Here is a 12,988-nt window from a genome sequence, read left to right as displayed (position 1 = left end):
ATTTGGTATCACTTATCAATTCTATTTATTTGCTATTGCTTGAGCCGTGAATGCGCACTAAGGTGAAGGTAGAGAACGTTATGAATATATAGGTTAATTATGAAGTACAACGCTGAACATATTGCTGATTTAAACCTCCTTCTTCAATTTGATGTAAGTAGCGCCGCTACTGGAATTAAAGTTCATCAAGAGGCTGCTCAAGAAACTCAAGACGCTGTTAAGCGCCTATTCGAAAAGAATCTTTGCACTCAGCCAGACGGTGGTTACCTAACAGATGAAGGTATCCAGATGGCAGAGCGCGCAGACAAGTTACTTCGCGTACTGAACTAAAACTCCACGGTTCTAGTAAAAACTCCACTCGCTTCGGCCGTGGAGTTTTTTCATTTTTGGCCAAAGGTTTGTTAGGCTTATTGTAAATTCGTCATTTGCAGTTGTGAGGAACACATGGCTTCTATATTTATTGTTGGTGCAGGATGGGTCGGTGCACCTTTATCTGAACATTTAGAAAAACATGGTAACCAAGTTGTGGTCACGAAAACGACCCAAGCAGGTGCAGACGCTGTTGGGAACAAACGAGTTCCATGTGAAGTGTTTAGTTTTGACTCATCAAAGCCAGATGAGACAATCGGTGAACTCTATTCGTTGTTACTCGAAAACAACACTGAGATAGTGATTGGTAGCTTCCCTCCAGGCTTTAGAAAGGGAGCAGGACAAGAGTACGCCGACTACTGGCAGCAACTCACCAATGCATGTCAAAAGGCCAACGTTAAGAAGCTCATCATGGTCAGTTCAACAACCGTATACCCAACTAAACCTGGCGTGTTGAACGAACTGGATGCTTCACTCCCCCTTTCAACCTCAGGCAACGAGCTCGCGTCTTCATTTTCCGATAACGCGCGTGTTATGCTGCAAGCGGAACAGTCAGTGATTGATTCTGGCATCGACTACACCATTCTTCGCTTTAGTGGATTGATTGGTCCGAACCGTCACCCATCGAGGTTTGCAAGTAAATTGAAGCAAGTGAGCACTCAAGCTCCTGCCAACATGCTTCACCTTAACGACGCGATTGGCGCAGTCGATTTCGCTATCAGTCAACTGCACAACGAAGTGGTCAACGTCACCACTCCGAATACTGTGAGCAAAGCAGAGTTCTATGCCGCAGCACTAAAAAGTGCCAATAGCAGCGAGCCACTCCCTCCTATTGTCGATACCCCAGACAAGCTGATCTCTTCTAAAAAGATCCTCGGTTTAGGTTACTCGTTTAAATTCGATTCCACATTGGACGCTCTTTATGACTAAGCAATCCATAGCTAAGCAACCTGTAACAAAGAACTCAAAGGGTAAGCTATATCACTCGATCGACACCCTTTGGAACTTCATGTCGATGGGTCATGACATCACGCCTTCAGATTGTATATTTGTGTTGTGCAGTAACGATACTCGCGTCGCTGAATATGCAGCCGAGCTTTATCACCAAAAGATAGCGCCATACATCGTTTTTTCTGGTGGTATGGGACGTTTTACAGAAGGAAGCTTTGAACGTTCAGAAGCAGAAACATTCGCTTCTATCGCACGAGACAGTGGTGTGCCTGACTTAGACATTATCATTGAGAAGCACGCGACAAACACTGGGGAAAATGTACGGTTTACCTACGAGCTACTGGCTCAGCGAGGATTATCACCGAAACGGCTGACCCTAGTTCAGAAGCCCTTTATGGAGAAACGCACTTACGCAACGTTCTGTAAGCAATGGCCTGACGAAACTTCCGAGATAACAGTGACATCACAATGGCAGAATTGGGATGATTACTTTAACGAAGATTTGCCGTTAGACATGGTGTTAGGTGCGTTGATTGCTGATTATGAGCGAATCAAATCCTACCCCGCTCAGGGCTTTCAAATTGAGATGCCCATCCCTGACGACGTTGACCATGCCTATCAAGCATTAAAGAGGCTCGGTTTCGAATAAAGCAAAAGATCGACTAAGAATAAAATAGAAGCTCGGCTTGGAATAAAACAAAAGCTCGGCTCAATAAACAAAAACGGTGACGCTAGGTCACCGTTTTCTAATTTGAACGCTATTGGTTTTAGCAATGCCGACTTATAGGCTGCTTATTTACCTAACGCTTCTTTATAATGTAAACGGCAAGCCGAAACATATTGGTCATTGCCACCAATAGCGACTTGGTCACCTTCAGCAATTGCCACACCGTGCTCATCTGTACGAATTACCATATTGGCCTTACGGCCACAGTGGCAAATTGTTTTAAGTTCTACTAATTTGTCAGCCCAAGACAACAAGTAGCGGCTACCTTCAAACAGTTCACCCAAGAAGTCAGTGCGCAAACCGTAGCAAAGTACAGGGATGTGCAGCTTATCAACCACTTCTGTTAGTTGGTAAACCTGCTCTTTCGACAAAAACTGACACTCATCGATCAATACACAATGACGCTTTTCTTCTTCGTTGAGTTTTTGAATTGCCTCAAACATATTGGTGTCGTTTTTAAACAATTGAGCTTCAGATTGAAGACCAATTCGTGAACTCACTTTACCGATACCATAGCGATCATCTAATGCAGCCGTAAAGATCACTGGTGTCATACCACGTTCTTGGTAGTTGAATGAAGATTGAAGAAGCGTTGTTGATTTACCCGCGTTCATTGCCGAGTAATAAAAATACATCTGAGCCACAGAAATATTCCTGTTAATTAAAAGTTGAAGATAAAAAGGTGAAATTAGAGAATTTTTGCTAGAAAAAAGGGCTGAAAATCAGCCCTTTTTATAAGATTTACTTACGACGCCAAGTCGTACCTTCTGGACCATCTTCCAGAACAATACCTAGCTCGTTCAGCTTATCACGTGCAAGATCGGCATTTGCCCAATCCTTCGAAGCGCGAGAGTCATTACGTAGCTTAATTAGGCCTTCGATTTCAGCGACTTCGTCATCGTTACCTGCTGCATCGCCTTGCAAGAAAGCTTCTGGATCTTGGTGAAGAATACCGATGATGTCTGCCAGTTCACGCATCAACGCACCTAGTGCACTTGCTTTTTCTATGCTTTCAGTCTTGATACGGTTGATTTCACGAGCCATTTCAAACAACACTGAATAAGCTTCAGGTGTGTTGAAATCATCGTTCATCGCTGTAGAGAAACGAGTCACATACTCTTCACCACCAGCAGGGGCTGCGGTAACGTCTAGACCACGAAGTGATGTATAGAGACGTTCAAGTGATGCACGAGCCTGATTTAGGTTATCTTCGCTGTAGTTTAGTTGGCTACGGTAGTGACCAGACATTAGGAAGTAACGAACTGTCTCTGCATCGTAATGCTGAAGTACGTCACGGATAGTGAAGAAGTTACCCAGTGACTTAGACATTTTTTCTCTGTCTACCATCACCATGCCACTGTGCATCCAAGTATTCACATACTGGGTGCCATGTGCGCAGCAAGATTGTGCGATTTCGTTCTCGTGGTGCGGGAACTGTAGATCCGAACCACCACCATGAATATCGAAGTGATTGCCAAGAATAGACGAGTTCATTGCTGAACATTCGATGTGCCAACCTGGACGACCTGGCCCCCATGGCGATTCCCACGTCGGCTCACCAGGCTTAGACATCTTCCAAAGAACAAAGTCTAACGGGCTACGTTTTGCAGAATCGATGTCAACACGGGCGCCAGCTTGAAGCTGCTCAAGATCTTGCTTAGAAAGCTTACCGTATTCGTCAAACTTCTTAACTTCGAACATCACGTCACCGTTGCTTGCAACGTAAGCAAAGCCACGTTGAATTAGCTTTTCTACTAACTCAATGATCTCTGTGATGAATTCAGTCGCACGAGGCTCGACATCTGGGCGTTTCATGTTCAATGCATCGAAGTCCGCGTGCATTTCACCGATCAGACGCTCAGTCAGAGAGTCACAAGACTCGCCGTTTTCATTAGCGCGCTTGATGATTTTGTCATCGATATCAGTGATATTACGAACGAAATTCAAATCGTAACCAAGGTAACGCAGGTAACGAGTTACCACGTCAAATGAAACGAACGTACGGCCATGACCAATATGACAGAGATCGTATATGGTTACCCCACAGACATACATACCGACTTTGCCAGCTGTAATTGGTTTGAATTCCTCTTTCTGTCTTGTGAGCGTGTTATATATCTTCAGCATGATCTCTATCTATTTTATGGATTAATCAAAAATAAGATCGCAGTATAACAAGTCATACCTTAATAGGTAATCCCCCAAAGCAGGAATTACCTCAAACATCCGAGTTAAGTTAATGATTTGGTGATTTGAAAGTCCGCCAACATGCGCTAGAATTCGAACTTCATATTAAAAAGACAGTAAGGTAACAATCATGATCATCCTTCACACAAATTTTGGTGACATCAAAGTTCAACTTAACGAAGAAAAAGCACCAGAAACAAGCGCAAACTTCCTACAGTATTGCCGTGACGGTTTTTACGACAACACGCTATTCCACCGTGTTATCGATGGTTTCATGGTTCAAGGCGGCGGCATGACTTCTGGCCTTAAAGAAAAAACAACTCGCGCGACTATCAAGAACGAAGCAAACAACGGCCTAGCGAACAAAGTGGGTACGCTAGCAATGGCTCGTACTATGGAACCGCATTCAGCGAGCTCTCAGTTCTTCATCAACGTCAACGACAACTCTTTCCTAAACTTCCGTAGCGAAAGCCTAGACGGTTGGGGCTACTGTGTATTCGCAGAAGTTGTTGAAGGCATGGACATCGTAAACAAGATCAAAGGTGTTAGCACTGGTTCTATGGGTATGCACCAAGACGTACCTCTAGAAGAAGTGATCATCACTGGTACTACAATCGAAGCTTAATCACTTGCTTTCGGTTAGTATTAATAATTGATGAGCCGATAAAATCAGGATATAGGGAGCGAATCGCTCCCTTTTTTTAGACCTATGAAAACATATTTTATATCAGATCTACACCTTGCTCCGTCGCGACAAGACATCACAGACTGCTTCTTAACCTTCATGAAGAACGAGGCCGTAGAAGCGGATGCACTCTACGTGTTGGGTGATCTTTTCGAATTCTGGATTGGTGACGACGATACAAGCGAGTTCGCGAATTCAATTCGCCAAACGTTTATAGACTTAGTTAACACTGGCGTACCTTGTTATTTCACACAAGGCAATCGGGACTTTTTAGTTGGCAAAAAATTTGCGAAACAAACAGGCGTACAGCTTCTAGATGAAGTTTCTACTATCGATATCTACGGACAAAAAGCAGTGGTATTGCATGGTGATACTCTGTGTACCGAAGATATAAAGTACCTCGCCTTTCGTGAAAAAGTTCATCAGCCCTGGTTACAATGGGTCTTTAATAGAATTCCATTTTTTATCAAAAAGAAAATTGTCTCCAAGGTTCAGTCTGATATCAAAGATGATAAGCAGACAAAGTCACTCGACATCATGGATGTAACACAGCAAGAAGTCGAAAATGTGATGAAACAACACAACGTCGATTTGATGATCCACGGTCACACTCACCGTCCAGACATACACTCCTTCAGTGCTAACAATTGCACTAAAACCCGTATCGTATTGGGTGATTGGTATACCCAAGGATCAGTTCTGGTGTTCACTCCGCAAAGTTTTGAACTACAGAATCGCGAGTTTAGCAATCGCTTTTAGCATCACGCTTAAACTTTCACTTTTATTATTATCATCGGTCAGATTTTCTTCACTTGTATATGGTAATTTCTCCTGAATTAGCTATTATTTGTCTATCAAAAATAAACCGAACACAGTACCAAGTTGAAATATTCATACGTAGCGCGTCAACCAATACTCGATGCAGACAAGAAGACCATAGGTTACGAGTTGCTATTTAGGGATGGTCCTAAGAACACTTTCCCTGAAGTAGAGCCGGAGCTCGCTACTAGCCGTTTGCTTTCCGACCACTTCTTATCTACCCACTATAATACATTGGGCGATAAGCTTGGATTCGTTAATTTTCCATATGCAAGCTTGGTTAACCTAGTCCCGACTCTATTTCCGAAAGAGAGCTTAGTTGTCGAGGTACTGGAAGACTGTGAGCCAACAGACGAACTGCTAGAAGCCATCATCACAATTTATGATGCGGGTTACACGATCGCGTTAGATGATTTTGTGCCTAGCAAAGCATGGAAACGCTTCTTACCTTACGTATCAATTATCAAATTCGACATACGTTTGATCTCAATCGCTAAAGCTGCGATGTTCATGAACACTCTGAAAGACTTGAATATCGAGTTTCTAGCGGAGAAAGTAGAAACTCACGAAGAATACCAAGAAGCAATCCAAGCCGGGTTTAACTACTTTCAAGGCTACTTTTTCAGTAAGCCGGAGATGATCCAAACTCGCGCATTAAACCCTGCTTTTTTAACCATTGTTCAACTGTTGAAAGAGATTGCCAACGATCCTATCAACTTTGCCGAAGTAGAGCGTTTGATTACCCTTGATATGACTATGTCGTATAAGCTGCTCTCTTACGTAAACTCCGCTGGTGGCTCATCAACACCGATTCGTTCATTCCACCAAGCGCTTGTTTATCTTGGTGAACAAAAACTACGTAAGCTAGTGTCACTGGTTGCTATCGCATCCGCGAAAGAAGATAAACCAGACTCACTTTATGGTTTAGCCGTGATACGCGCGCGCCAATGTGAACTGTTGGTCGAGAAAATGAACGTTAAGGTTGAGCCCGGGCAAGCCTTTTTAACTGGCATGTTCTCGCTGCTCGACTCCCTATTCGATCTGCCGTTAGTAAAAGTACTGGACTCGGTGCCGATCGATGATGAGATTAAACAAGCCTTGATTCAACGTAAAGGCGTATTAGGTGCCATTTTGGCGATGGTCATAGCTTATGAACAAGCTCGCTGGGATGAAGCAACGCGCATTCGTAAACTGCTCAAACTCAACGAAGCAGAGCTAGGTCAAGCTTATGACGAAGCAACTTCTTGGGCCCAAGACCTGCTGTCTCCTACTTTGAAATAGTTCACATCACACAGCTACTTCAATCGAAACTCAGCTTTGGTGAGCAGTCGTTTCTTGATAAACTCCAACACATTCATTTATGGCCTCTTAACAGAGGCCATTTTTACAGGATTTAACCATGTCTTTATGCCCATGCGGTAGCAAAAACACTTACCAACAGTGCTGTAAATCAGCACACCTTAACCACAGTGCCGTTGAAACACCCGAGCAATTGATGCGCTCACGTTATTCTGCACATGTACTTGGTTTGGTGGATTATGTTGTTGCGACTTACCACCCTAGCTGCAACGCAGAAGCGCAAAGAGAAGGTATTGCCGAATCTATCAACAGTGATTGGGCAGGACTAGAAGTCATCGATACTGCGGTAGGCTCGCACCAAGACGAAGGCTTTGTTGAGTTTAAAGCTTACTTCAATGAAGAAGGCGCACAATACTGCATGCAAGAACGCTCTCGCTTTATACGTCAAGACGGTCTTTGGTACTACATTGATGGTACCTTCCCAGAGCAGGAACAAACTACACAACCAGAAATTGACCCACGCTTAAATCAAACCGTTGAGAGCTTTAAAATCGGCCGTAATGATCCGTGTATTTGTGGCAGTGGTAAGAAATACAAGAAGTGCTGCGGGTAACTCGTTCGACTAAGAAGTCAGATTAAGAGAAGAGATTCCTGATGTCGCTTAGGCTCCTCGGAATGACGCAAAGTCAGAGGTTAGAAAAGTGACGTAGGGCTTAGAAATCTTGAAATCTTGAAATCTTGAAATCTTGAAATCTTGAAATCTTGAAATCTTGAAAATTAAAAAACTAAAAAGCCCCGTAAACATGTTTGTTTGCGGGGCTTTTGCCTGTCTTTTACGCGGTTCTATTAATCTAAAGAGAGCTTACTTATGACGCTCTTTCAGCTTGTTTACCACATCATCCATCGATAAGCCTTGATCTTGAAGAAGAACCATTAGGTGGTAAATCAAATCTGCTGATTCACACACTAACTCCGCCTTATCGCCCGACGTCGCCGCAAGCGCGACTTCAACGCCTTCTTCGCCCACTTTTTGCGAAATACGCTTGGTGCCACGGGCATATAGACTGGCAGTATAAGAAGATTCAGGATCGGCGTCCTTGCGGGCAGCCAATAGCTGCTCAAGCTGATGAAGCCACACCATCTGAGACTCTTCTTGCTTGTCTCCATCCCAACACGTTGTTGTACCTGTGTGGCACGTTGGACCAATGGGATTAACTTTAACCAGTAAGGTGTCGCTGTCACAGTCCAAGGCGACGTTGTGCAGTTGCAATACGTTGCCTGACGTTTCACCTTTCGTCCAAAGGCGCTCTTTGGTGCGAGAGAAAAACGTCACTTGGCCAGTCTCGCCTGTTTTCTCTAGTGCTGCTGGGTTCATGTATCCCATCATCAGCACTTGGCTAGACTGGTAATCTTGAACAATCGCTGGCACTAAGCCATCGACTTTTTCCCAATCAATACGCTCTGACAATGCGCCTACTTCTGTTTTTGATAAGCTTACGGGTTCAAAACTCATAGTCGCACCTCTACATCTTGTTGTTTTAAATACTGTTTAAGTTCACCAATATTGATGACTTGTTTGTGGAATACCGAAGCCGCAAGTGCTCCATCCACGTTGGTCTTTTTATAAGCTTCAGCAAAGTGTTCCATTGCACCTGCGCCACCTGATGCAATCAGGGGTACATTACACACCGAACGTACCATATTTAACTGGTCGATATCATAGCCGTTGCGAACGCCATCTTGGTTCATCATGTTTAACACGATCTCACCGGCGCCACGCTTCTGTACTTCCTGCACCCAATCTTTGGTTTCCCACTTGGTTGCTTTGGTACGCGCTTCATCGCCTGTGAATTGGTAAACCTGATATTTACCCGTCTCTTTATCGAAGTATGAATCGATACCGACAACGATACACTGTACGCCGAACTTATCAGCTAGGTCAGTGATTAGCTGTGGGTTAGCCAATGCAGGCGAGTTGATGGATACTTTATCTGCACCAAACTCAAGAATGCGTGCTGCATCTTCCGCAGACTTAATACCACCAGCCACACAGAAAGGAATATCAATCACTTCTGCTACACGTTTCACCCAGCTTTTATCGACCACACGGCCATCACTTGATGCGGTGATGTCATAAAATACTAATTCATCAGCGCCCTCTTCTGCGTAGCGTTGTGCTAGCGGAACGATGTCACCAATAATTTCGTGATTACGGAATTGAACGCCCTTAACCACTTGTCCATCACGGACATCCAAACAAGGGATTATTCGCTTTGCCAACATGCAAATGCCTCCTCTGCGGTGAACTTGCCATCAAGCAGTGCACGACCAACAATCACACCCGCAACGCCGCTGCCTTTAAGTGCTTCGATATCAGCTAGGCTGCCAATGCCACCCGATGATTGGAATTGCACTTGTGGGTACTGTTTACAGAGATCAACATAGAGCTCTACGTTTGACCCTTCTAGCGTGCCATCACGTGAAATATCAGTACACAGAACGTGTTTAAGGCCAACCGTGAGGTAATCTTCAATTAGCGCTTCAATGGTCACGCCTGAATCTTCTTGCCAACCTGAAATCGCGACTTTACGTGTGCCGCTTTCGTCAATATTGATGTCCAGAGCCAGCACGATTTTTTCCGCACCGTACTTCTCCATCCAACCTTTAACCAACTCAGGTTGCTTAACTGCCGTAGAACCAACCACAACGCGCTGTGCGCCAGCTTCTAGTAGATCAACGACATCTTGTTCGTTACGCACGCCACCACCAATCTGGATGTTCGCAGGCGTGCTAGCAAGGAGCTTAGCAATCAAGTCTAACTGACGAGCCGTTGTGTCTTTTGCGCCCGTTAAGTCAACAAGGTGCAGCCAGCCAGCGCCAGCTTGGTGATACAGATTAAACTGCTCTGCTGGGTCTACTTTGTATTCTGTTACTTGCCCGTAGTCCCCTTGGAATAAGCGAACTACTTGGCCTTCAATTAAATCTAACGCGGGAATAATCATTTACATTCCTTATAGGGCAACGTTAGCCGCTGCCAAATCCTTATTACAATTCCAAGAAGTTCTGAATCAGCTTAGAGCCAGCTTTTGACGAACGTTCTGGGTGGAACTGAACACCATAATAGTTGCCACTTTGCACTGCGGCAGTAAACGGATTGCCGTAATCACATTGTGCGACTGTGTAGTCACCCACTGGCATTGCGAAGCTGTGTACAAAGTAGAAGTACTCGCCCTCTTCAATATCTTTGAATAGAGGGTGGTTAGGTGTCGCGGTTACTGTGTTCCAACCCATGTGTGGTAATGGCAAATCACCCGTTTCAAGTAAACGAACTTCGCCATCACACAATCCTAGGCATTCAACTAACTCGTCAGCTTTTTGGCCTTTCTCTTGAGACAATTTGCCTAACAACTGCATACCTAAACAAATACCTAGCAGGGGCTTCTCTACTTGCTTCACAAGAGAAACAAGGTCGCGCTCTTGCAAGTTCTTCATTGCCTCACTTGCTGTGCCTACACCGGGTAGGAATAGCTTATCGGCAGCAAGAACAACTTCTGGTTCTTTTGAAATTTCAACTGCGTAGCCTAGACGTTCAATCGCAAACTTCACCGAGGAAACATTGGCACAACCAGTATCAATAATAACGACTTTTTGATCTTTCATTGTTTTTCCTTGCTAACGTTAGCCTTACAGAACGCCTTTGCTGCTTGGTAACTCGTTACCTTCAACTTTGATTGCTTGGCGAAGAGTACGGCCAAACGCTTTGAATAGGCTCTCAATGATGTGGTGATCATTATTACCGTCAGAAGAAAGGTGTAGCGTACAAGCCAATGTATCGGTTAGAGAACGGAAGAAGTGAACCACCATCTCTGTTGAAAGGTCACCCACTTGCTCGCGGCTGAATTTAGCATCGAACTTCAGGTATGGACGGCCAGAAAGGTCTAGCGCACACTGAGCCAAACACTCATCCATTGGTAGGCTGAAACCAAAGCGGCCAATACCACGTTTATCGCCTAATGCATCTTTCAATGCTTGGCCTAAAGCAAGTGCGGTATCTTCTACTGTGTGGTGATCATCAATGTGTAGATCGCCCTTCACAGTCAGGTTCATTTGGAAACCGCCGTGTGTCGCGATTTGATCAAGCATGTGATCGAAGAAACCCATGCCAGTATCAATCTTGTTGTCACCGGTTTCATCAAGGTTTACGGCTACCTTAATGTCGGTTTCTTTAGTGGTACGAACCACTTCAGCAACACGAGCATTAACCGTCAGATCTTTAACGATCTGTGGCCAGTTAAGCGTGCCTTCAGTTTGCGCATCTGGTCCGTATTGGATACCACGAATTGCCATGTTCTCAGCAAGTTGAAGATCCGTCATTCGATCGCCAATCACGACTGACTTTTGGAAGTCAACTTTACCGCCTTGTAGGTATTCTTTAACCATACCCAGCTTAGGCTTGCGGCAAGAGCAGTTGTCTTCATCAAAGTGAGGGCAGATTAGAACATCATCAAACTTAACGCCCTGAGACTCAAAGAACTCCATCATCATATTATGTGGAGCATCGAACTCTTCTTGCGGGTAGCTATCTGTGCCTAGACCATCTTGGTTAGTCACCATCACTAAGCGATAACCTGCATCTTGCAGTGCAAGTAGGCTAGGGATCACTAACGGTTCGAATTTTAGTTTGTCTAAACGGTCTACTTGAAAGTCAACTGGCGGCTCAACAATTAAGGTGCCGTCACGGTCTATAAAAAGTATTTTCTGTTGTTTACTCACTTGAACTTCCTTTTAATTTTAAATCTGCTGGCCTAGCTAAAATCAACGCTAACCCAAAATATTGGTTTCACTTGCCAGCCTGCAATTAATCCACTCAAACTGGCAAATGTTATTACTGGTAAACCTTTCGTTACTGATAAAAGTTACGAATGAATCCAAGTGTCTTTTCGCACTCTTCGCGATTACCAATACTAATACGAACACAGTCTTCAATTGGTGAATTACGCAAAATGATGCCCGTATCCCAAGCCGCTTTAAATAACTCATCGCCGTTCGGGAATTTAACCAGTAGGTAGTTACCCCAACCATCAAATACCGTCACTTGAGGCATACCTAATAGACCTGCTTGTAAATACGCTCGGTTAGCACTTAAATCCAGAACTTGGAACTTAGCACGCGCTAGTCCTTGCTCTGAAAGTGCTTGAACGGCAATGTCAGCAACAGGGATTGGCACTGGATAAGGAGCAATCACCTTTAACAATACATCGATAAGCTCTTTGTTCGCTAGCGTAAAGCCACAACGTAAACCCGCTAAAGCAAATGCTTTCGAGAGAGTTCGAAGAATCGCTAGATTCGGATACTGAGCAAGCAAATCCACCGTTGATGCTTCAGGGCAGAAATCGATATACGCTTCATCCATCACCACAATCGCTTTGTCTTGTGTCATTTCAAGCAGTTTAACGATGTCTTTACGGTTAACTAAGTTACCTGTTGGGTTATTTGGACTACAAACAAACACCACTTTTACGTTGTCAAGTTGAGCTTCAATAGCAGGAAGATCCAATTGCCATTCAGAAGTCAGAGGCACCACTTTACGCTCAACACCAATCGTCTCTGCACTGATTGCGTACATACCGTAAGTGGGTGGGCAGTAAAGAATAGCGTCTTCGTTCGGCTCACAGAAAGCACGAATCAGTAGTTCAATGCCTTCGTCAGCACCACGAGTAGTCAACGTTTGCTCTGGTGCAACACCCGCATATTGAGCGTAAGCATCGATTAGCTCTTTAGGCTGACACTCGCTGTAGCGATTAAGTCGAGTCAGATTTAAGGTGTACTCGTTATCAAACGGAGATTCGTTGGCGTTCAACCATACATCTCCGCTGCCACCAATGCGTCTTGCAGACAAGTAAGGTGTTAGAGCCTGAACTTGTTTTCTTGCTAACTTTTCCATGCCCTAC

The 12,988-nt window shown here is 44.4% G+C and carries 15 protein-coding genes; 7 read left to right on the top strand and 8 right to left on the bottom strand.

Annotated features, from left to right (window positions below):
- The first annotated feature begins 99 nt into the window (after positions 1-99).
- The 3 genes from ACED25_RS08205 to ACED25_RS08195 all read left to right on the top strand — a co-directional run bounded on the left by ACED25_RS08205 (position 100) and on the right by ACED25_RS08195 (position 1,969).
- Positions 100-330, top strand: coding sequence for a TIGR02647 family protein (locus ACED25_RS08205; RefSeq protein WP_009848792.1), 231 nt, complete (start codon positions 100-102; stop codon positions 328-330).
- 114 nt (positions 331-444) lie between these two features.
- Positions 445-1,299: an NAD(P)H-binding protein gene (locus ACED25_RS08200; RefSeq protein WP_371695051.1), complete on the top strand. Its 855-nt coding sequence runs from the start codon at positions 445-447 to the stop codon at positions 1,297-1,299.
- On the top strand, positions 1,292-1,969 hold the full coding sequence (locus tag ACED25_RS08195; RefSeq protein WP_371695050.1) for a YdcF family protein: 678 nt from the start codon (positions 1,292-1,294) through the stop codon (positions 1,967-1,969). The genes ACED25_RS08200 and ACED25_RS08195 overlap by 8 nt, the downstream gene beginning before the upstream one ends.
- Positions 1,970-2,112: 143 nt before the next feature.
- Here ACED25_RS08195 and ACED25_RS08190 read toward each other — a convergent pair whose 3' ends face one another.
- On the bottom strand, positions 2,113-2,691 hold the full coding sequence (locus ACED25_RS08190) for a thymidine kinase (protein WP_009848795.1): 579 nt from the start codon (positions 2,689-2,691) through the stop codon (positions 2,113-2,115).
- Positions 2,692-2,788: 97 nt separating this feature from the next.
- On the bottom strand, positions 2,789-4,174 hold the full coding sequence (gene cysS, locus ACED25_RS08185; RefSeq protein WP_009848796.1) for a cysteine--tRNA ligase: 1,386 nt from the start codon (positions 4,172-4,174) through the stop codon (positions 2,789-2,791).
- Between the two features lie 190 nt (positions 4,175-4,364).
- On the opposite strand from cysS, the gene ACED25_RS08180 reads away from it, so the two are divergent.
- From ACED25_RS08180 to ACED25_RS08165, 4 genes are all read left to right on the top strand, one after another.
- Entirely contained in the window at positions 4,365-4,859 is a 495-nt protein-coding gene (locus tag ACED25_RS08180) for a peptidylprolyl isomerase (protein ID WP_004734582.1), read from the top strand.
- A gap of 84 nt (positions 4,860-4,943) precedes the next feature.
- Positions 4,944-5,678 carry a UDP-2,3-diacylglucosamine diphosphatase gene (lpxH, locus tag ACED25_RS08175; RefSeq protein ID WP_017098163.1) on the top strand — a complete coding sequence of 245 codons (735 nt, stop codon included), beginning with the start codon at positions 4,944-4,946 and terminating at the stop codon, positions 5,676-5,678.
- 123 nt (positions 5,679-5,801) lie between these two features.
- Positions 5,802-7,019, top strand: a complete 1,218-nt coding sequence (locus ACED25_RS08170) for an EAL and HDOD domain-containing protein (RefSeq protein WP_017098162.1) — start codon at positions 5,802-5,804, stop codon at positions 7,017-7,019.
- Positions 7,020-7,137: 118 nt separating this feature from the next.
- The gene (locus ACED25_RS08165; protein WP_017098161.1) at positions 7,138-7,650 is read left to right on the top strand and encodes a YchJ family protein; all 513 of its coding nucleotides are present in this window, start codon (positions 7,138-7,140) and stop codon (positions 7,648-7,650) included.
- A 249-nt stretch (positions 7,651-7,899) separates the two neighbouring features.
- On the opposite strand, the gene hisIE is transcribed toward ACED25_RS08165, so the two are convergent.
- The 6 genes from hisIE to hisC form a co-directional block, all read right to left on the bottom strand.
- Positions 7,900-8,550 (bottom strand): bifunctional phosphoribosyl-AMP cyclohydrolase/phosphoribosyl-ATP diphosphatase HisIE, encoded by a 651-nt coding sequence (gene hisIE / locus ACED25_RS08160; RefSeq protein WP_017098160.1) that lies wholly within the window; start codon positions 8,548-8,550, stop codon positions 7,900-7,902.
- The gene (hisF, locus tag ACED25_RS08155) at positions 8,547-9,320 is read right to left on the bottom strand and encodes an imidazole glycerol phosphate synthase subunit HisF (RefSeq protein WP_004734577.1); all 774 of its coding nucleotides are present in this window, start codon (positions 9,318-9,320) and stop codon (positions 8,547-8,549) included. Before hisF ends, hisIE begins: the two co-directional genes overlap by 4 nt.
- Positions 9,302-10,039 (bottom strand): 1-(5-phosphoribosyl)-5-[(5-phosphoribosylamino)methylideneamino]imidazole-4-carboxamide isomerase, encoded by a 738-nt coding sequence (gene hisA, locus ACED25_RS08150; protein ID WP_012604374.1) that lies wholly within the window; start codon positions 10,037-10,039, stop codon positions 9,302-9,304. Before hisA ends, hisF begins: the two co-directional genes overlap by 19 nt.
- 43 nt (positions 10,040-10,082) lie before the next feature.
- Positions 10,083-10,697, bottom strand: a complete 615-nt coding sequence (hisH, locus tag ACED25_RS08145; protein WP_371695049.1) for an imidazole glycerol phosphate synthase subunit HisH — start codon at positions 10,695-10,697, stop codon at positions 10,083-10,085.
- 24 nt (positions 10,698-10,721) lie between these two features.
- Positions 10,722-11,810, bottom strand: coding sequence for a bifunctional histidinol-phosphatase/imidazoleglycerol-phosphate dehydratase HisB (hisB, locus tag ACED25_RS08140; RefSeq protein ID WP_017098159.1), 1,089 nt, complete (start codon positions 11,808-11,810; stop codon positions 10,722-10,724).
- 130 nt (positions 11,811-11,940) lie between these two features.
- Positions 11,941-12,981: a histidinol-phosphate transaminase gene (gene hisC / locus ACED25_RS08135; RefSeq protein ID WP_017098158.1), complete on the bottom strand. Its 1,041-nt coding sequence runs from the start codon at positions 12,979-12,981 to the stop codon at positions 11,941-11,943.
- Positions 12,982-12,988: the final 7 nt, after the last annotated feature.

The organism is Vibrio sp. 1F263 (genome assembly GCF_041439035.1).
Lineage (GTDB): Bacteria > Pseudomonadota > Gammaproteobacteria > Enterobacterales > Vibrionaceae > Vibrio > Vibrio tasmaniensis_A.
The sequence above is the reverse complement of the archived record's forward strand: the minus strand, read 5'-3'. Positions and strand labels throughout refer to the sequence as shown.